23 protein-coding genes, 1 tRNA gene and 1 riboswitch are annotated in these 18,791 nt (G+C 64.3%); of the genes, 13 read left to right on the top strand and 11 right to left on the bottom strand.

Annotation, left to right across the window (positions count from 1 at the left end; all coding sequences use genetic code 11):
- Window positions 1-23: 23 nt before the first annotated feature.
- The 3 genes from Q0602_RS12480 to Q0602_RS12470 form a co-directional block, all read right to left on the bottom strand.
- On the bottom strand, window positions 24-866 hold the full coding sequence (locus Q0602_RS12480; protein WP_295037285.1) for a proline/glycine betaine ABC transporter permease: 843 nt from the start codon (window positions 864-866) through the stop codon (window positions 24-26).
- Window positions 866-2,068, bottom strand: coding sequence for a glycine betaine/L-proline ABC transporter ATP-binding protein (locus tag Q0602_RS12475; protein WP_298843697.1), 1,203 nt, complete (start codon window positions 2,066-2,068; stop codon window positions 866-868). Before Q0602_RS12475 ends, Q0602_RS12480 begins: the two co-directional genes overlap by 1 nt.
- Window positions 2,069-2,248: 180 nt before the next feature.
- A complete protein-coding gene (locus Q0602_RS12470) occupies window positions 2,249-5,032 on the bottom strand; it encodes a bifunctional acetate--CoA ligase family protein/GNAT family N-acetyltransferase (RefSeq protein ID WP_298843694.1) in 2,784 nt (927 codons plus the stop codon).
- A gap of 154 nt (window positions 5,033-5,186) precedes the next feature.
- Between Q0602_RS12470 and Q0602_RS12465 the strand changes: the two genes are divergently transcribed.
- The 5 genes from Q0602_RS12465 to glp all read left to right on the top strand — a co-directional run bounded on the left by Q0602_RS12465 (window position 5,187) and on the right by glp (window position 8,982).
- Complete coding sequence (locus tag Q0602_RS12465; RefSeq protein WP_295037290.1) at window positions 5,187-6,122, top strand: histone deacetylase family protein; 936 nt, start codon at window positions 5,187-5,189, stop codon at window positions 6,120-6,122.
- 110 nt (window positions 6,123-6,232) lie between these two features.
- Window positions 6,233-6,865 carry a helix-turn-helix domain-containing protein gene (locus tag Q0602_RS12460; protein ID WP_149434828.1) on the top strand — a complete coding sequence of 211 codons (633 nt, stop codon included), beginning with the start codon at window positions 6,233-6,235 and terminating at the stop codon, window positions 6,863-6,865.
- Window positions 6,866-6,927: 62 nt separating this feature from the next.
- Window positions 6,928-7,263: a DUF1244 domain-containing protein gene (locus tag Q0602_RS12455; protein ID WP_298843689.1), complete on the top strand. Its 336-nt coding sequence runs from the start codon at window positions 6,928-6,930 to the stop codon at window positions 7,261-7,263.
- A complete protein-coding gene (gene moaB / locus Q0602_RS12450) occupies window positions 7,260-7,790 on the top strand; it encodes a molybdenum cofactor biosynthesis protein B (protein ID WP_298843686.1) in 531 nt (176 codons plus the stop codon). Before Q0602_RS12455 ends, moaB begins: the two co-directional genes overlap by 4 nt.
- Window positions 7,783-8,982, top strand: a complete 1,200-nt coding sequence (glp, locus tag Q0602_RS12445; RefSeq protein WP_298843683.1) for a gephyrin-like molybdotransferase Glp — start codon at window positions 7,783-7,785, stop codon at window positions 8,980-8,982. The genes moaB and glp overlap by 8 nt, the downstream gene beginning before the upstream one ends.
- A gap of 45 nt (window positions 8,983-9,027) precedes the next feature.
- Here the strand turns inward: glp and Q0602_RS12440 are convergent, their stop codons facing one another.
- The 6 genes from Q0602_RS12440 to Q0602_RS12415 form a co-directional block, all read right to left on the bottom strand.
- Complete coding sequence (locus Q0602_RS12440; protein WP_298843680.1) at window positions 9,028-9,576, bottom strand: ACP phosphodiesterase; 549 nt, start codon at window positions 9,574-9,576, stop codon at window positions 9,028-9,030.
- 15 nt (window positions 9,577-9,591) lie between these two features.
- Entirely contained in the window at window positions 9,592-9,933 is a 342-nt protein-coding gene (locus Q0602_RS12435; protein ID WP_298843677.1) for a TusE/DsrC/DsvC family sulfur relay protein, read from the bottom strand.
- An 8-nt stretch (window positions 9,934-9,941) separates the two neighbouring features.
- On the bottom strand, window positions 9,942-10,232 hold the full coding sequence (gene tusB / locus Q0602_RS12430) for a sulfurtransferase complex subunit TusB (RefSeq protein WP_295037297.1): 291 nt from the start codon (window positions 10,230-10,232) through the stop codon (window positions 9,942-9,944).
- 16 nt (window positions 10,233-10,248) lie between these two features.
- Window positions 10,249-10,635, bottom strand: a complete 387-nt coding sequence (gene tusC, locus Q0602_RS12425; protein WP_298843674.1) for a sulfurtransferase complex subunit TusC — start codon at window positions 10,633-10,635, stop codon at window positions 10,249-10,251.
- Complete coding sequence (gene tusD, locus Q0602_RS12420; RefSeq protein WP_295037300.1) at window positions 10,632-11,027, bottom strand: sulfurtransferase complex subunit TusD; 396 nt, start codon at window positions 11,025-11,027, stop codon at window positions 10,632-10,634. Before tusD ends, tusC begins: the two co-directional genes overlap by 4 nt.
- Before the next feature lie 132 nt (window positions 11,028-11,159).
- Window positions 11,160-11,831, bottom strand: a complete 672-nt coding sequence (locus Q0602_RS12415) for a Bax inhibitor-1/YccA family protein (protein WP_110599747.1) — start codon at window positions 11,829-11,831, stop codon at window positions 11,160-11,162.
- 165 nt (window positions 11,832-11,996) lie between these two features.
- Between Q0602_RS12415 and Q0602_RS12410 the strand changes: the two genes are divergently transcribed.
- The 6 genes from Q0602_RS12410 to Q0602_RS12385 all read left to right on the top strand — a co-directional run bounded on the left by Q0602_RS12410 (window position 11,997) and on the right by Q0602_RS12385 (window position 14,338).
- Window positions 11,997-12,087 (top strand) — tRNA-Ser (locus Q0602_RS12410).
- A gap of 408 nt (window positions 12,088-12,495) precedes the next feature.
- Window positions 12,496-12,828 (top strand): hypothetical protein, encoded by a 333-nt coding sequence (locus tag Q0602_RS12405; protein ID WP_295036291.1) that lies wholly within the window; start codon window positions 12,496-12,498, stop codon window positions 12,826-12,828.
- Window positions 12,829-12,862: 34 nt separating this feature from the next.
- Complete coding sequence (locus Q0602_RS12400) at window positions 12,863-13,216, top strand: hypothetical protein (protein WP_298843669.1); 354 nt, start codon at window positions 12,863-12,865, stop codon at window positions 13,214-13,216.
- A gap of 97 nt (window positions 13,217-13,313) precedes the next feature.
- Window positions 13,314-13,556, top strand: coding sequence for a DUF1654 domain-containing protein (locus Q0602_RS12395; protein ID WP_298843667.1), 243 nt, complete (start codon window positions 13,314-13,316; stop codon window positions 13,554-13,556).
- A gap of 156 nt (window positions 13,557-13,712) precedes the next feature.
- A complete protein-coding gene (locus Q0602_RS12390; protein ID WP_298843664.1) occupies window positions 13,713-13,964 on the top strand; it encodes a hypothetical protein in 252 nt (83 codons plus the stop codon).
- A gap of 158 nt (window positions 13,965-14,122) precedes the next feature.
- Window positions 14,123-14,338 (top strand): hypothetical protein, encoded by a 216-nt coding sequence (locus tag Q0602_RS12385; protein ID WP_295036287.1) that lies wholly within the window; start codon window positions 14,123-14,125, stop codon window positions 14,336-14,338.
- Between the two features lie 18 nt (window positions 14,339-14,356).
- Here the strand turns inward: Q0602_RS12385 and Q0602_RS12380 are convergent, their stop codons facing one another.
- Window positions 14,357-16,066: a potassium/proton antiporter gene (locus tag Q0602_RS12380; RefSeq protein ID WP_295036286.1), complete on the bottom strand. Its 1,710-nt coding sequence runs from the start codon at window positions 16,064-16,066 to the stop codon at window positions 14,357-14,359.
- A gap of 81 nt (window positions 16,067-16,147) precedes the next feature.
- Window positions 16,148-17,014 (bottom strand): hypothetical protein, encoded by an 867-nt coding sequence (locus Q0602_RS12375; RefSeq protein WP_298843659.1) that lies wholly within the window; start codon window positions 17,012-17,014, stop codon window positions 16,148-16,150.
- A gap of 69 nt (window positions 17,015-17,083) precedes the next feature.
- Window positions 17,084-17,184, top strand: a riboswitch (TPP riboswitch).
- Window positions 17,185-17,216: 32 nt separating this feature from the next.
- Between Q0602_RS12375 and Q0602_RS12370 the strand changes: the two genes are divergently transcribed.
- The gene (locus Q0602_RS12370; RefSeq protein WP_298843656.1) at window positions 17,217-17,960 is read left to right on the top strand and encodes an ABC transporter ATP-binding protein; all 744 of its coding nucleotides are present in this window, start codon (window positions 17,217-17,219) and stop codon (window positions 17,958-17,960) included.
- Entirely contained in the window at window positions 17,953-18,729 is a 777-nt protein-coding gene (locus Q0602_RS12365) for an ABC transporter permease (RefSeq protein WP_298843653.1), read from the top strand. Before Q0602_RS12370 ends, Q0602_RS12365 begins: the two co-directional genes overlap by 8 nt.
- Window positions 18,730-18,791 lie beyond the last annotated feature (62 nt).

Genomic DNA, 18,791 nt, shown 5'->3' with positions numbered 1-18,791 from the left:
GACGACATCAGGCTCTACCCTGCTCACTTCGTCTTCTTGCCCCCGCTGAGGGACTGCGTCAGCCGGTCGAGCAGCATCGCCATGATGACCACCGCGATGCCGGCTTCGAACCCCTCGCCGGGCCGCAGACGCTGAATGGCCCGCCAGACCTCGCTGCCAAGACCGTTGGCGCCGATCATCGCGGCGATGACGACCATCGACAGCGCCAGCATGATGGTCTGGTTGATCCCGCCCATCAGCGTCGGCAACGACAGCGGCAACTGGACCTTGATCAGTTTCTGGCTGCGCGTCGAGCCGTAGGCGTCCGCTGCCTCGATCAGGTCCTTCGGTACCTGCCGAATACCCAGCGTGGTGAACCGGATGGCAGGCGGCATCGAGAAGATCACGGTGGCGAAGATGCCGGAAACCGAACCGATGCCGAAGAACGGGATCGCCGGGATCAGGTAGACGAACGCCGGCATCGTCTGCATGAAATCGAGTATCGGCATGATCACCCGGTAGAAGCGGTCGGATACCGCTGCCAGGATGCCCAGCGGCAACGCGATCACGATCGCGACCAGTGTGGCGATGACCACCAGCGTCAGGGTCTGGATCATCGGATTCCACAGGCCCAGATTCCAGATCAGCGCCAGGCCGATCAGGCCCCCAAGGGCCAGGCGTCGGCCGCTGACTTTCCAGCACAGCAGCACGACCAGGGCGATCAGCGCCCACTCAGGCAACCACATCAACCCATCGTTGAGCAAATTGATGCCGCTTTGCGTCCCTCGCGATATCGCCCGGGTGACACCGGAAAACTCGGTGGTCAGAAAATCGAGTCCGCTTTCGATCCAGTCGCCCAGCGGAATCCTTGGAATGTCGAAGTCCATTATTGTTCTCCCGTCTGGGCCAGTTGTTCGAGTACGGCGCCCTTCACGACCACACCCAGCAGACGCTGCTGGTCATCGATGACCGCCACCGGATAGCTCTTGCCATGGAACATGGGGTAGAGCGTCGCCAGCGGTTCGTCCGGCCCGATTCTGGGAAAGTCCGTGATCAGCAGCTCGTGTATCGAATCCTTGCCGGCCTTCGCCGCCTCGTCGACGCCATCGGCTTCGACGATGCCCAGCAGCCTGCGCTCGCGGTCGACGACGTAGATGGAGTCCAGCGCATTTTCGCTCATCTTGCGCAGTACGGTCCGCGGGCCGTCGTCGTGACGGGCGGTGGCGCGCACCGGACGCATTACCCGGCGCGCCGTGACGACCCGGGAACGGTCCACCCCCTCGGTGAAGCGCGCGACGTAATCGTCCGCGGGCTGCGTCAGAACCTCCTCCGGCGTCCCGATCTGCACGATCTCGCCATCGCGGAGCAGGATGATGCGGTCGCCGATGTTGAGCGCTTCATCGAGATCGTGGGTGATGAAGATCGTGGTCTTCTTCATCCGGTGCTGCAGTTCGATCAACTCCTGCTGCATGTCACGCCGGATCAGCGGATCGAGTGCGGAGAACGCCTCGTCCATCAGCAGCACGCTGGAGTCGTTGGCCAGCGCGCGCGCAAGCCCGACCCGCTGCTGCATGCCACCGGAAAGCTGGTTGGGATAGGCATGCTCCCACCCCTCCAGCCCGACCTGCTTGAGCGAGCTCTTGGCCTTTTCCGCCCGCTCGGCCTTGTCGATGCCGCGGATCTCGAGTCCATATTCGGCGTTCATCTGCACCGTGCGGTGCGGAAACAGCGCGAAGTTCTGGAACACCATCGAGAAGTGTCGACGACGGCAGTGGAGCAGCGCCTTGTCGCTGAGCTGGGGAATATTCTCGCCGCCGATGATGATGTCACCCTCGGTGGGCTCGATCAGACGATTGAGGCAGCGGATCAGCGTCGACTTGCCCGAGCCGGAGAGCCCCATGATGACGAGGAGCTCGCCTTCCCGGACATCGAAGTTGATATTGGAGAGCCCGAGGGTCTGCCCGGTCTTTTCGAGGATCTGGGCGCGGTTGAGGCCCTCGTCGCGTAGCTTGAGTGCTTTCTTGGCGTCGTCGCCGAACACCTTGCTCAAGTTCCGCACTTGAATCTTGGTTTGCTGTGTGTCGGTCATGTCAGGCCTAAGGTTGGCAAAGCAGAAAATGCCCTTCACGCGGTCGTCACGATGCGTGTCGAACGGTATCTGTTAGTGTTGTTAGGTTTCGTATCATACGGTTTTATCAATAACCCTTCAAACGACAATATCTTATAATTGAATGAGCGTTCAAAGCCTGCTCCGGTTCCTCCTTCCCGATCAATCCAGAGCCGCGTCGAGGCGATGGCGCTGCCAGTCGCTCTGCGGTTCGTTCAGCTTCAGCGTGGCTTCCACCGCGCCCTCCTCGACGTTGGTCCGCAGCGTGAACCCGAGCGCGGTCAACAGCCGCCGCATCGGCAGGTTGTCGCTGAGGATCGTCCCGATCATGACCAGCGTCCCCACCTGCCGGCTGTAGTCGATCATCTTCTGCATCAATCGGCGTCCCAGGCCGATGCCATGGAGATCATCGCGAACGATGATCGAGAACTCGGTGCGGATGTTGTCAGAGTCGTTCCATACCCTCACCACGCCGAGCATCTCCTCCTGTCGCGCAGCCGTGCCGACTCCCCCGCCCTGCTGGCTGGGAGCCTGCTCGACACGACGCACCGCAATGAACGCCATCTGGCGGTCGTAGTTGATCTGGCTCAGTTGTGACAGTTCCCGGGGTGACAGGACGGCCTTGTGATGGAAGTAGCGGTACCGGATGCTCCGCTCGGAGAGGAAGGTATGGAAGTGGGTGATCAACGGCGCATCCTCGCCACGAATCGGCCGAATTTCGATCTCCATGCCGTTCAGTGTCACGGTCTCCCGCAACTGCTCCGGATAGGGCATGATCGCCTGGGTCGACGCCGGCCCCAGATCGAGCGCGAAGTCGACCGCCATCATCCCTTCGTGATTGAGCAGTAGCGGATTGATCTCAAGCCCCTTGAGGCGCGGCAGATCCGAGGCCATCTGGGAGAGCTTGACCAGCAGGCGGGCGACCCAGCCGACGGCGCTGTCCGGGTCCTCGCTGTGCTCCCGGATCAGTCGGCCCGCCCGCGTGCGGTCCAGCAGCTCTTCCGCCAGGCGCATGTTGAGCGGCGGCAGCGCCGTCTGGCGGTCGGCCATGACGTCAACCTTGTAGCCCCCCATGCCGAACACGATGACCGGGCCGAATTCGGCATCCCGCGTGATACCGGCACACAGCTGCAGCGACCCCTTGCCGCGCTGCATGGTCTGGAGGCAGTAGCTGTAGATGGGGCTGTCCGGTAGCGCTTCGCCGACCCGGGCCTCCAGCCGCACGACGGCGTCCACCACGCTGCCCGGCTGCTCCAGATCCTGAACCAGCGAGATCGCCTGCCGCCGGGACTCGCCCCAGTAGCGAAACGGCTCGCAGTTGTCGCGATGGACGATCTTGACCGCCCAGGGGCCTTGCAGTCGCTCGGTGGCACGCTCCGCCTGCTCCAGGTCGAACACGTACTCGCTGGGGGCGCACTCGATGCCGTAGGCGGCCAGTACGTCGCCGGTCTCCTGGTGGGTCAGCCGGTCTCGCCGACGGGCCAGGGCGTCGTCGATGAGCGCGTGACAGCGCTGCCGGCTGTCGGCACTGGAGTCGAATGGCAGCGAGGGAGGCGTCTCCTGCAGTAGATGCTGTACCTGGCGATAGCGCACCAGGTGGAGAAAGGCCCTGACCGCCTTTTCCGGGGACACGTAGCTGGGAATGCCGGCGCGATTGCAGGCCGCGCGAGCCTCGAGCGCCTCCTTCAAGCCCATCCAGCTCACCAGCAGGCGGTGGCGTAAGCGCTGGCGCGCGTCGATCAGGGCGTTGGCCGTTGCCAGCGACGGCGCCAGCCGCGTCGGGGCGTGGAGGACCAGAACCGCGTCGACGTTGGGGTCGCGGGTCACGATCTCCAGCGCGCTCAGATAGTCGTCCGGGGTCGCGCTTCCACCCAGATCGACCGGGTTGCGTCCCGGTCTGCTGACATCCAGCCGGCGCGCCATCAACGCCTCGGCGGTGCCCTCGCCGAGCTCTGCCAGCCGGCCTCCGCCATCGATCAACCTGTCGATCGCCAGCAGCGCGGGGCCCACGCCGTTCGACACGATCGCCAGACGGTCGCCTTTCGGTGGCTTGAGCCGCGACAGCGTCTCCAGGGCATCGAACAGCTCGTCGGAATCACCGACCCGCACGACCCCGGCCCGGGCCAGTGCGGCATCGACGATGCTATCTCGACGATCGACACCGGCAGTCGGCGGTACCGGACTGAGGGTCGCCTCGGGGGTACGCCCGCTCTTGATCGCCAGTACCAGGCGATTGCGCGACGACTCCCGTAGCGCCGTCATGAAATGACGTGCATTGGTGAAGGCTTCCAGATGCAGCAGCAGCGCGCGGCAGCGGCCGGACTGGTTCAGATAGTCGATGAGGTCGGGCAGCTGCACGTCGAGGCTGTCACCCAGTGTGACAAGATGGGAAAAGCCTATCTCGCGACCGGCGGCCCAGTCGATCATCGCGTTCCCCAGCATGCCGGACTGGCCGAGGTAGGCGACGCTGCCATCGCCTATCGGCTGGCTGGCATAGGTGGCGTTGAGCTTCATGGAGGGAACGGCGATGCCCAGGCACTCCGGCCCGAGCACCCGCATGCCGGAGCGCAATGTCGCCCGTTGCAGTCGCGCGCGCAACGCTCTGCCGTCGCTGGAATCGGCGTCCAGCGATGCTCCCCCCGATACGATCAGCGCTGCCCTGACCTGCCTGCGCCCCAGCCGCTCCAACACCGTCGGAACCCCGCTCAGCGGCGAGCAGACGACGGCGAGATCGGGAATCTCGGGGAGATCGGCGATACGCCGGAAGCAAGTCACGCCATGAACCTCCTGGTATCCCCGTGGGTTGACCGCCCAGACCGGCCCTGCAAAGCCGGCCTGCAGCAGATTTTGCAGGACGATTCCCCCCATCGATTCCGGCTTGGGGGAGGCGCCAATCACCACCAGTGATCTCGGCGCGAAAAAACGGCGCAGGAATTGCGTGGCCACCGCGAACCTCACGACGTCGACAATGATGCGTTCAACCCTACACGGTCACGTCATCGAGGTTCAGACCCTAGACCAAAGTCGCAGCGAGACGATGTGACTTGTTGCGCCGGCCTCGCCCAGAATGGAGCCACCTCGAACCGGCCGGCGAGTCCCAATGATCACCTCCTATCTCACCCATCCCGACATCGCGCTGCACGACATGGGCTCCCATCATCCGGAGTCCCCCATGCGACTCGAGGCCATCCGCGCGAGACTGATGCTCAGCGGCGTGCTGCAGCAGACGATGCAGTCGGAACCCGGCCCGGCATCGGTGCTCCAGCTGGAGCGGGTGCATGCCCCAGATTACCTCAGTGCGCTGAATGCCCAGCGACCGCAAAGCGGCCTCCAGCAACTCGATAGCGACACCCGCATGGGGCCTCACTCACTGGACGCGGCATCGCTCGCGGCCGGCGCGGCGGTCCGCGGTGTCGATCTGGTCTGCGGCAATCGCGCCGACAACGTGTTCTGCGCCGTCCGTCCACCCGGCCATCACGCCGAGCGCGCGCTGGCGATGGGTTTCTGCTTCTACAACAACGTCGCCGTGGCGGCCGCCCATGCCAGGGCCGCCCACGGCATCGAGCGGATTGCCATTCTCGATTTCGACGTCCATCAGGGCAACGGCACGCTGGATATCTTCCACGACGATCCGGCGGTGCTGGTCTGCAGCAGTTACCAGGAGGCGTTCTATCCGTGGCGCTACCTGACCGGCGCGTGGCCCAACATCGTCAACACCCCCTTGCCTGCCGGCACGGGTAGTCGGGGGTTCAGAACCGCCGTCGAGCAGCACTGGCTGCCGGCGCTGGAGCGTCATCGCCCCCAGCTGGTGCTCCTCTCCAGCGGTTTCGATGCCCACCGTGACGACCCGCTGGGCCAGCTGGCACTCGATCACGAGGATTTCCACTGGGTGACTGCGCTCGCCATGGATGTCGCTCGCCGTCACGCCGGCGGCAAGCTGGTCTCGGTGCTGGAGGGTGGATATCACCTCAAGACCTTGCCACTGAGCGTCGAGGCGCACCTGATCGCGCTGCTGGGCCACGCCTATTCGGTCTGAGGTGTCGCAGAGGTCGTTCTCGGCGCAGAGCCGCCGCCTCACGCTGTGATATTCTTGCATTCCGACACGAGACAACGACTCGACACTCCACGCTCCCGACAGAGAGTTTCATGGCCGCCAGTAACGATCAGGATGCCGCACTGCGCATCGCCGCCGGTCGCAAAGCCTTCGTCGAGCCCCTGCGCCTGGGCGAACGGCTCAAGGAGATACGGCTCTCGAACCAGTGGACATTGGGCGACGTCAGTACGCGTACCGGTCTGGCCCGTTCGACGCTGTCCAAGATCGAGAACGACCAGATCTCGCCGACGTTCACCGCCGTCCAGAAGCTGATTACCGGCCTGGGCATCGATCTCCCCCAGCTGCTCAAGCCGACCAAGCCCAGACGCCAATCCAGCGGCCGACGCGATCTCACCCCGCGTGGCGACGGCAAGCGGCACCCCACCCCGACCTACGAGCACGAGCTGCTCTCGTGCCAGCTGGCACAGAAGCGGATGATCCCGTTCAAGACCATCGTGCGGGCGCGTCGCTTCGAGGAGTTCCAGGAGTGGGTCCGCCACGACGGCGAGGAGTTCCTGATGATCCTCGAAGGGGAAATCCTGATTTACTCGGAACTCTACGAACCCTTGGCGATGGCGGCCGGCGATTCGCTCTATTTCGACAGCGACATGGGCCACGCCCTGGTCTCCACGAGTCCGAACGATGCCGTGGTGCTCTCGGTCTGCACGCCCGGCGATAACGACTGACCGAGACGCCACGGTCATCCGGCCCTGAATGCCAACCATCCTCCACGACAGGAGTTGCTGCCATGCACCACCTCGATGAGCAGACCCGCACCGAACTGGAAGCCGCCGCGTTTCGCCGGCTGCTTCGTCATCTTGACGCGAACAAGGACGTCCAGAACATCGATCTGATGATCCTGGCGGATTTCTGCCGCAACTGTCTCTCCAAGTGGCTGGTCAGTGCGGCCGAGACGCGCGGCGCCGAGCTGGATTATGAAACGGCGCGGGAGTACGTCTACGGCATGCCCTACGCCGAATGGAAGGCTCACCATCAGGCGCCGGCGACCGATGAGCAGCTCGCTGCGCTGGAGGCGCGCCAGGCACGCAAGGTCGGGGCCGATGGCGGTCGGGAGGCGTCATGAGCGAGTCGCCCATGATTCCGCTGTCGATCGCGGTACTGACGATCTCGGATACACGGGACGAGGCTGGCGACCGCTCCGGGCAGACCCTCGTCGAGAGGCTCGAGGCGGCGGGACATCGCCTCGCCGAGAAACGCATCGTGCCTGACGACGTCTACCGGATCCGGGCCGTGGTCGCGGGATGGATCGCCGACGATGACGTGCAGGTCGTGCTGACGACAGGCGGCACCGGATTCACCGGCCGGGACTCCACGCCCGAAGCCGTCGCCCCGCTACTCGACAAGCACATCGAAGGGTTCGGCGAGCTCTTCCGTCAGCTCTCGTTCGAGGAGATCGGCAGCTCGACCGTGCAGAGCCGCTGCCTGGGCGGCCTGTCCAACGCCACCGTGATCTTCTGTCTGCCCGGTTCCACCGGCGCCTGCCGCACCGGCTGGGACCGGATTCTCGAGGAGCAGCTGGATAGCCGCCACCGACCCTGCAACTTCGCCAATCTGGTGATCCCGGGACGAGACACGCAGGATCATGGCTGAGAGACCCCAAGAACTCCAGAGCGTCGAGCGTGCCCTGGAAGCGCTGCTCGAGGGCGTCTCGCGGCTCGAAGGCGAGCGCATCGCCTGCCCGGACGCCGACGGCCGCGTGCTGAGGGACGACGTGCGGGCCGCCATCGATGTGCCGCCGGCGGACAACAGCGCCATGGATGGATTCGCGCTGGCCAGCGCGGACAGTGGCAGGCAGCTGCCGATCTCCCAGCGTATCCCCGCCGGCCAGCCACCGCAGCCGCTGATCCCCGGCACCTGCGCACGGATCTTCACCGGCAGCGAGATACCGGCCGGGGCGGATTGCGTGGCAATCCAGGAAAACGTCGAACTGGTCGGGGAGAGCGCGATCGTTCCCGTGACCCAGGCCGGGCAGAACGTGCGACGTCGGGGGCTGGACGTGACCACCGGGCAGCCGCTGCTCACCGCCGGCACGCGACTGGGTGCCGCCGCGCTGGGGTTGCTCGCCGGCCAGGGGTGCTCGACGGTCGACGTGGTCAGGCGGCCGAAAGTGGCACTGCTGCTCACCGGAGACGAGATCGTCGAGCCCGGCCAGCCCCTGGCCCGCGGACAGATCTACAATAGCAACGGCCCGATGCTGGCCACCCTGATCCGGCGCTTCGGTGGCGAACTGGTCAGCCAGATCCGGGTTGCCGACGATTTCGACACCACCCTGGCGCGGCTGGAGCAAGCCGCGGCCGTTGCCGATGTCATCGTGACCACGGGCGGTGTCAGTGTCGGCGAGGAGGATCACGTCAAGCCGGCTCTCGAACGGCTCGGAACGCTCTCGCTCTGGCGCCTGGCAATGCGGCCGGGCAAGCCGCTGGCGCTGGGGACGATCGGTTCCGCGCGCCTGGTGGGGCTGCCCGGCAACCCGGTATCGAGCTATGTCGGCGCCTGGCTCTATCTGCGGCCGCTGCTGGGCAGGCTCCAGGGCTGCCATGACCTGGAGTCGCTCCCGGTGATCGGCGCCGAGGCCCAGTTCGAGACCCGAACCCAGGGGCGACGTCACTACATGCGCGCCAATCTCGAGTTTCGAGGGGAGCGCATCCTCGCCACGGCTTACCCCGAGCAGAGCTCGGCGGTCTTGACCTCCTGCGCAGAGACGAATGCCTTTGCCGTCATCCCTGCCGATAGCCATATTAGCCCCGGCGATCGGGTCGACTGCCTGTGGCTACAGGGCTAGATCAGCGGCGCGCCAGCCCCAGCGCCCAGACGCCGGTGCGGCGATTCACTCGCGGAATCGCTGCTGCATGTCGGGCCACAGCGCGACGAAAGCGGCTTCGAGGCTGGCGTACTCCGCGCGTAACCAGGGCGTCAGCGCAGCGAGCTGATTGGGGCCGCGCAGCCGCTGGCCGATGCCGGCAATGGCACGGCAGGTGAAATCGAAGTCGGCGTAGCGCTGCAACCAGTCGCCGTCGATCATGGCAGGCACCATCCCCTCGAGGCGCAATGGCGCTCGCCGCTCCCCGAGCACTCGATAGCAGCGCTCGACCAACCGCGCATCCGGGTAGCGGCTGGCCAGGAAGTGGTCCCAGACCAGATCCAGCGCGATTCCGGCAAAACGTCGCTGGGCCTGCGGCGCCATCCGCAGCAGACGCAGCACCTCAGCGTGACGGTCGATGGCGGCATCCACCTGGCGATGGTGGCGAATGCCCGCGGCCACGGCCGGCGGCCACGACTCCAGATGCGCGCCCTTGACGCCGTCGGCAACCAGATTGCCGTAGAGGAAGTCGTCGCTGCCTTGACGTGAAAGCCAGGCGTGGGCAAGGAAGTTCATGGCGCTAATCGGTGGCTAGAGGCAGTTGGTCGGCTTGGGCAGGCCTGCCAGGCGGGCTCCGACCTTGGCCGGGCTTTCGGGGAACAGCCGCATCAGGTGGATCGAGTTGCCCTTCTCCTCTCCCAAGGCCTGCTTCACCGCCTTGACCAGCGGGCGCATGGCCGGCGCCGTCTCGAAGCGCCGGTAGAAGTCGCGCAGCACCCAGATGACCTCCCAGTGATCGGGCGTCAGCTCGCGCCCCTCGTCCGCGGCCAATGCCTCGGCGACGCGCTCCGACCAGTCGGCGAGCGAGACCAGGTAGCCCTCGGGATCGAGGGCGACAGGATGGCCGTCCACCATCAATGTTGTTGCCGTCATGGTCGCCATCAGAACCAGCTCACGCAGCGTTCGTGGGTCTCCGTCAGCGCCAGGAAGCCGTTCATGTCGATGACACCGACGGAAGGATCGATCCGCTCGGCCAATCCCCGGGAGACCAGATCCTCCTGGAGCACGGAGACGCGACCGCCGAAGGGTTCGAGTGCCGCGCTGGCCGAGGCCTGCGCTGCGTAGCAGGCGTCCTCGATCAGCAGCAGGTGGTCGTCCGCGCCGAAAGCTTCGCTCAGATCCTGGTAAGTGGCGGTCGATCGCGGGGACCGGTTGAGCAGATGCAGCATCATGAACGTCGTTCCGAGCCTAGAAAATCAAGGTGTGGGGGTGGCGCTGGAGAAGCTCCGTCACGGCGCTGGCCTCCAAGGGTACCACCGGCAGCATCAGGTCGTCCGTCGAGAGGCCGCGTTCGTTCAGCCCCCTGGCGCTGACCCACAGCGTCTCGATGTCATACATCTCCAGCATGGCGAGCTGCGGATGGGTGCCCTTCTGGCCCAAGGCGCCGGCCTGTTGCCCCTTCAACAGCGCGTAGATGCCATCCCCCTGAAACAGCAGGCCGACGCGTTGGCCGAACGCCGCGGCGACCAGCGCCACATCCAGCCCTTCGCGCAGCCAATGGGTACCGTGGGGCGGATGGCGCAACACCACCAATAGATCCTGCGGTACGGGGCGGGAGGTAGAGACGTCGGTCATGGCGCGAAGGTGATCATTCGGTCACTGGTCAGCATGGCATCGATGAGCTGGCCGACACCGGTCAATTCGAATGGGGCCTCGAGGCTGTGCGACACCGCTCCATGACGGTTGGCTTCGCTGACGTCCAGCAGCCCCCGTCGCAACCCGGCTGCCACACAGACCAGCAGCTCGGTGCCATGTTCTTGGTGAAGCCGCTTCCAGCCGTCGGCCAGGTGCACCTCGTCCTGCGGCGGTGCCATCAGGGCCGAAGCATTGTGGACGCCGTCGTGATAGAAAAAGACCGTCTTCATTCGATGACCATTCGCCACGACGGTGTCGGCAAAGCGTAGCGCCGACAACGCCGCCTGGTGACTGTAGGGCGCGGCATGTAACAGTAACGCGTAATTGAGCATGACGACCGATGGTTCCGTGCAAGCTGCCGGGATATATCTGCAACGGCAATGGTACCAAACGACGAGGCCCCACCGTAGTGGGGCCCCGTTTCCGTCGATATCAAGCCGTGCGTCGATATCAAGCCGTTAAGGTCAGTCGCGAGACATGACCCCAAGGATCGACAGCAGGCTGATGAACAGATTGTAGATCGAAACGTAGAGCGTCACGGTCGCCAGGATGTAGTTGGTCTCCCCGGCGCGATTCACGATTTCACTGGTCTGGTACAGAATCGCCGCCGACGAGAACAGCACGAAACCGGCGGAGACTGCCAGCGCCAGGCCCGGGATGTTGAAGATCAGCGCGGCCACCATGGCCAGGACCAGCACGATGGCGCCTGCCATCATGAAGTTGCCCAGGAAGCTGAAATCCTTGCGCGTGATCAGCGCCACGGCCGATAGCCCCAGGAAGGTTGCGGCGGTCATGCCCAGCGCCGTCATCACTAGCTGTGCGCCGTTGGGAATCGACAGGTAGAGGTCGATGATCGGCCCCAGCGTGAAGCCCATGAAGCCGGTGAAGGCGAAGATCGCCGCAATGCCGGCACCGGAGTTGGCGGTCTTGTGGACCAGGAACATCAGGCCATAGGCGCCGATGAAGAATACGAAGATGTTGAGCTGCGTGACGCCCATGGCCATGGCGACGCCAGCGGTCACGGCAGAGAACAGCAGTGTCATGGCCAGCAACATGTAGGTGTTGCGCAACACCTTGTTGGTGCTGACCGCACTCGATCGACGATCGGTGATGTCGTGCGACGTTCGGTAATCCATTTGTCGTCCCCTCAGTTCTGTTGATACTCACCCATAGACCAGAATGCCCTTGCAAAGTTCCCCTGACAAGCGTTATACGCTCGCGCCAAAGCGAAATAACTCCTTGAAAGCTAAAGAACCTATTGACGCGCTCCGATAAGCTGGTAGTATTCCCCGCCGTAAGCCGGAGGGATGGCAGAGCGGTTGAATGCACCGGTCTTGAAAACCGGCGTAGGTTAATAGCCTACCCAGGGTTCGAATCCCTGTCCCTCCGCCACCTTACATTCGAAAGCCCCGTCAGCCTCAGCGCTGCGGGGCTTTTCTCGTTTCTGACCTCATCATACCGCCCTCTTCTTCTGCCAATCAGAGACTCGATAGCATGCACTGGTCGTTCAGTGTGACTGGGTTGTGATTGGCGTTTGGCGACTGCGTCCCTGCCGCGGAGCGCGGCCAGCACCTGATCGACGCGTGTCACTTCGATCAGCTCGCTGCCATTGGCTCACTCGGCGCCCGAGGCCTGGGCGATGGCCATGATCGAGCTCCAGCGCGCCGCCGTAGCCGGTACCCAGCCCCGCTTCTCCGGCCCGTGGCAGAGACATCGACACCCTCACCGCCTATTCACCTCGATCGTTAGCCGCTACTCTCGTGACTCATGGGCTCACAGTGGCAAGCCGGGAGGGAGTGGATGAAACGTGCATTGGCGGCGCTCGCGCTCACCGCCCTGGCCGGGTGTTCGAGTCAGGGTCAGGAGCCGCACGCATCGGTCGCCTCGACGGATGCCTGCGACAAGGTCGCACACTACGATATCCCAGCGCGGCGCTTTGACGAGACGGCCCAGCAGCTGGCCCACGCTACTGGCTGTTTCGTGAAGACCGACTTGACCAGGACGGCTAGCGTTCGGGTCAATGGCATTCACGGGACGATGTCCATCCGTGAAGCGCTTGGAACGGCCATTCGGGGCACGGACCTGGAGATCGCCGACAGCGAGCCGGGCACTGTCCATGTCGTGGGTCAGTAAAGGAAACAGATCATCCAACTTGAGGGGTATCGCCTTGCATCACACTAGAAATATCGCCTTTGCCGGGCTGCTGGTCATGGCCACCATGTCAGCGCAGGCCACGGCCGCGGAGTTCGAGTGCACGTCGGATAGCTTGATGAAGCACGTCAGCGAGCAGACCCGGGAGATCGACGCCTATATATCGAGCAGCGACAACCCGCAGCAAACGCAACAGGAGCTGACCAGCATGGCCAGAGGCCTGCGCGAGAACGGCCAGGTCTCCAATCACGACGATGAGATGAAGAAGCTGGCGAGCGGCGCGGAATTCCAGCCCTCCCAGTCATTCTGCGACGACATGCAGACCACCATCGCTGCCATTCGGTCGTACATGGGAAGTCATCCGCATTAGACGCGGTAGCGCGCAGCCTGCCCGTGCCCGACGCGGGTTGTTTTCTCTCCGCCCATAGCGGATACTGTATGAATGAACAGTCATTGCGGAGCGATCGATGATCATCCCCTTCCCGACGCCCGAGAAACAGCTCGCCCGTCGTGTCGAGCAGCTCATTTCGCAAGCGCACACCAATCATTACCACCAAGTCACTATCAGCCGGGCGGAGAACGAGCCCATCCACGAATGGGAGCGTCTCGTCGAGCAGTTCGATGACGATGACCGGATTCGGGTCATTCATATCACGCATCACGATGTGCTGCTCAACTGGCGCCTGCCATCGACCGGGCTTGCTTCGTGAACGAGATAGGGGCCCATTGATCGCTGTCAGGTGAAATTTTCACCAAAGGGGCGGATGCACTCGCAAACGGTGCTACCCTGCATCTAGCTTCCAGTGATGTCGACAATGCACCGAGCGTTAATCCTTTCCATCGTGACTCTTCTCTTGGCAGGCTGCGTGTCGGCGACGCCGCGACTGACGGCCACGAACTTCCTGCGGGACAGCGACACCTGCGAGCGTCAGACCCATCAGATCGCTGGTGAGCGGGAGTATCAGTTGTGCATGGCACGACTGGGATGGCCGGATCCGCAGGCACAGACGTCGCTGGAGCAAGCCGACGACGGCGGCAACGATCAGAATGCGGGCTTCATCGACGAAGCGATCAACGGCCTTCAGTTCGGCCTGCAGTGGGATCTGGACCCGGACTGATCGCTTCCCGCGCTGCCCTTCTCCATGCACCCGCGAGCCTACTGTACGACACCATCACCACGACACCATCACCACGACACCATCACCACGACACCATCACCACAACGCCATCACCACAGCTAACCTGAAAGTCGATGCATCCCCAGGAGGATTCCATCATGGCAGAACCATTCGTCGAGATCAGAAAGACGCACAAACCCGGTAATCCCGAGCAGACATGCTACGAAGTCTATGACGGTGACACGGGTGGCAGCCTGGGGCATTTCGTGGACGCCTCAGAGGCTCAGAAGCGAGCCGACAGCATGAACCGGATGACCTCGCGCGAAACCGGCAAGCGCCTCGACAACCCCACCGATGATGCCGACGTCGAGTAACGACGGTATTCGGTAGCGTCAGTGGTAGAGACGCAATCCCACCCGGGTGACACGGTTGCCTTCCATCTCACTGACCACCCAGTGAAACCCATGCCAGTCGACGTCATCCCCGACGACGGGATGACCGCCGACGCGCAGCGCCACGAACTCCCCTAGCGTCATCTCCTGCTCTCCCGGGCTCAGGGTCAGACCGTAGGCGCCGGCGACGTCCTGCATGAGCGCTTCACCATCGAGCGTGAAGGTACCGAAGAAGGCTCGCTCCCGTTTCAGTTTCGCCTCCCCATTGAAAAGCCGGTTGAGAGAGGGAAGGTCCCCGGTACGACCGATCAGGCAGATCACGTCTCCCATTCGCAACCGGGTGCTTCCTTTGGGGTGCAGCATGGCGTGCTGGCGGAAGATCGCCGAGATCAGTGTTCCCGAGGGCAGGCGCAGCAACCGAATCGGCACGTCGTCCAGCGATTCGTTCTCGACCTTGTAGACGAACATCTCGTAGTCGTTCTCCGGCAGGACGCCCAACTGCCCTCGACGGTCGGGGGTGGTGGTTTCCGGCAATACCACCCGCATCCAGCGGGCGACGCGAGCCAGGGTCGAACCCTGCAGCAGCAAGGAGATCAGGACGACGAAGAACGCCACATTGAAGTAGAGCGTCGCGTTCTCGACCCCGCTGATCACGGGAAAGATGGCCAGCACGATGGGGACCGCCCCACGTAGCCCGACCCAGGAGATGAAGCAGATCTCTCGCCAGCGGAAGTTGAAAAACGGGACCAGCGAGACCATCACGGCGACCGGACGTGCCAGCACGATCAGGGCAATACCCAGGATGGCGCTCGGCAGCGCGTAATCGACCATCTCCGATGGCGTGACCAGCAGGCCGAGCACCAGGAACAACCCGATCTGGCTCAACCATGCCAGCCCATCGTGGACGGGAAGGATGTGGTTGAGGTGGCGCCCCGGCTGATTGCCGATCATCAGGCCGGTGAGATAGATGGCCAGGAAGCCGCTTCCGCCCGCCGCGCTGGTCGCCCCGAAGATACAGAACCCCAGCGCCAGCGCCAGCAGCGAATAGAGGCCGGGAGCCAGATCCAGCCAGCGCAGCAATTTGGCCGAGACCCAACCGCCGCCCAGGCCGACCGCAAGCCCCAGACCGAACTGCAGGGCGAATCGCATCAACGTCTCCCCGATCCCTCCCACCGCGCCCGTCAGCAGCTCGGCGAGCGTGATGGTGAGGAAGATCGCCATCGGGTCGTTGGTACCGGATTCGATCTCGAGCGTCGCCCCCACGCGCTCATTGAGATTGACGCCCTGCCCCTTGAGCATCGAGAACACCGCCGCGGCATCCGTGGAGCCAACGATCGCGCCGACCAGAAGGCCTTCCGTGAGCGACAGGTCGAGTAGCCACATGGCCAGCAGGCCCATGATACCGCTGGTCAGGAAGACGCCGATGGTTGCCAGCGACAACGCCGGCTTCAGGCCGACGCGGAAAGTTCGCAGACGCGTCCGCAGCCCGCCATCGAGCAGGATCATCGCCAACGCCAGGTGACCGATCAGGAAAGCCTGGGAGTAGTCATCGAACTTCAGGCCCAGCACGCCCTCTTCGCCGGCAAGCATGCCCAGCCCCAGGAACAGCACGAGCAGCGGCACCCCAATCCGTGACGACACGCGACTGGCGAGAATACTCAGGGCTATCAGCGCCCCGCAGACAAGGAACAGGCTATTGATCGAATCCAAGAATCAGCCATCGGTTATCAATTGGGATACCTTAGTATGCCATGCACGAATGCCGTTGCGTGGCGAAAAAGGGCTGCAAATTTAATCTTTTAGCCAGTGAGGGTGATGGAGGGTCCTGGCTGCTGCCCCCTCGCCATGCAGTGCCAGCAACAGCGCCAGCGATCGCATGCCAGGTCGGTAACGGGCGAGATCCGGCAGGACATGGTGGCGACGATAGGCCGCGACGAACGCATCACGCTGGGCGCGACTCTCCAGTATCAGCTCGAGCAGACACAGGTCCCACTCCAGCGGCGCCCAGACCAGCGCCTCCCAGTCGCTCCATCGCCAATCCGGGGCTCCGGCGAGAAACTGATCGCTGCGCAGGTCCGGCAATGACCAGACGGCTTTCGACGGCAATGGCCACGCCGGCATTTCGGCGAGCCAGCCACGATTGGGGTGCGTCTGCGTGAAATGGCGGGCCCGCTCGGGCCAGTCCGACAGCGGGGAGACCTCCCCTGCGGGATGGCCGAAGCCCGGCAGGGCTCGGCGATGCAGTAGCGCCAGCTGGATTCCGAGCCGCGCGGCCAGCCCCTCGCTCATCGGCGGTGGCGTGGCAAAGCACCAGGGCAGGCACCAGAGCGGCGCCCCCTCCAGCCGGCCGAGGAGTGTCATCGGCACTGGCGCCATCGGCAGACAGGAGGGCAGCATCGATGGGATTCGCGTCAGCGCCTCGGGCGTTCGCCAGCGATCGAGACCGAACAGCTGCCGGACACCCCACCAGAAGCCATCGGTCGTCGCCGACCTCCGGGCCAGCTTGAACAACTGCGGTGACGGCCCTTCGCTCTTCCAGAGCCAGTTGGCACTGTCCGGCCAGCGCAGTGGCAGTGGCGACAGTGATTTTCCGGTCAGTTCCGCGACTCGACGGGTGAGTGCGGCATCTGCCTCGATCGGAGCGTCGTCGTTCCTCAATGAAACTCGTCCTCGTATCGGCCAGGCCCACGGCGGTGGGCAGGGGCGGCTGGTCGGCGTACAATCCGCAGCACTGGATAGGGGTGCCCGTCGACGGGCTGAGAGTGCCATGCACAACCCTGGAACCTGAACCGGCTAGTACCGGCGGAGGAAATGCCAGCAGTTCTCGCATGACTCCGCCCGCGCCCCACTGGGAGCTGTCATGCCACCACCCGGACTCGTCGTCCGCGAAGCTTCGCTGACTTTCGGCGACCGCCCGTTGTTTCGAGCGCTTCAGGCACGATTCGACGCCGGCAGCTGGACCTGCCTGCTCGGTCGCAGCGGCAGCGGCAAGAGTTCGCTGCTGCGAATGATCGCCAGCCTGAGGCTGCCTGACAACCATCACCTCGAACTCGATACCAGTGACGGCGCCCCGCTGAGGGGCCGGCTCGCCTGGATGGCGCAACACGACCTTCTCGTTCCGTGGCATCGGGTGATCGGCAATGTGATGCTCAGCGCGCACTGGCGGGGCCGCCCCACCGCCCAGGATCGACAGCGCGCCGAGCGACTGCTGGCCCAGGTCGGCCTGACCGACAAGGCCAGTCGATGGCCCGACGAACTCTCGGGAGGCCAGCGCCAGCGCGTGGCTCTCGCCCGCACGCTGTTCGAGGACGCCAGTATCGTGCTGATGGACGAGCCGTTCTCCGCCGTCGACGCCATCACTCGCCTGGAGCTCCATGATCTCGCCAGCCGGCTTCTGGACGGACGCACCGTAATCATGGTGACGCATGACCCGCTCGAGGCGCTGCGCCTGGCCGACCGGATCCTGATCCTGCAGGGGGAACCCGCTCGACTGGTATCGATGCCGGTGCCCGAAGGCCGCCGTCCCCGCCCGCTCGACAGCCGCGAATTGTCGCATCGCCAGGCCGAGCTGGTAGCCGAACTGCGGGAGGTGACGCATGGCTGAACGACGTGCCTGGAAACGGTGGGTCCGCCCGCTGCTGGCACTCGCCGTGCTCGTGGCGATCTGGCAACTGGTGCTGACCCTGACCGGGGTGCCACGCTACATCCTTCCCTCGCCTGCGGCAGTCGCCAGCGCGCTGATCGAACAGCGGGAGCTGCTCGCCCGCCATGCCGCGATTACCGCCATCGAGATCGTGGCTGGGCTGATCGGCGGCATCCTGCTGGGGCTGACGACGGCACTGGCCCTGGCTCGATTCCGCGCGCTTCGCCGAACGCTGTTGCCGCTGCTTCTGATCAGCCAGGCCATTCCGCTGTTCGCGCTGGCTCCGATTCTGATGCTGTGGCTGGGTTACGGTCTGGGTCCGAAGATCCTGATGGCCATGGTCATCATCTATTTTCCGGTTGCCTCCACCGGCTACGATGGCCTGCGACAGACACCGCAAGGCTGGCTCGATCTGGCCCGGACGTTCGGGTTGAGCCGGCGTCAGCGGCTGCTGAAGGCCCAGCTGCCGGCCGCTTTGCCGTCGCTGGCCTCCGGACTCCGCATGGCAGCCAGCGCCGCGCCGATCGGCGCCGTGATCGGCGAATGGGTGGGCTCGAGTCAGGGGCTTGGCTACCTGATGCTCAATGCCAACGCGCGACTGCAGATCGATTTGATGTTCGCGGCCCTGGTCGTACTCGTCATCTTCGCCGTGCTGCTCTATTTCGGCGTCGATGCTGCCCTGAGGGCGGCGATGCCTTGGCAGCAGGACCGCATGACGCCCGACCAGTGAGCGAGAGAGGGGCGCGACCGGCCGACGCGCGCAAAAACGGAAACAGGGACCATGAGATGAAA

Origin of the sequence: uncultured Salinicola sp. (genome assembly GCF_937921195.1) — a bacterium.
Taxonomy (GTDB): domain Bacteria; phylum Pseudomonadota; class Gammaproteobacteria; order Pseudomonadales; family Halomonadaceae; genus Salinicola.
The sequence above is the reverse complement of the archived record's forward strand: the minus strand, read 5'-3'. Positions and strand labels throughout refer to the sequence as shown.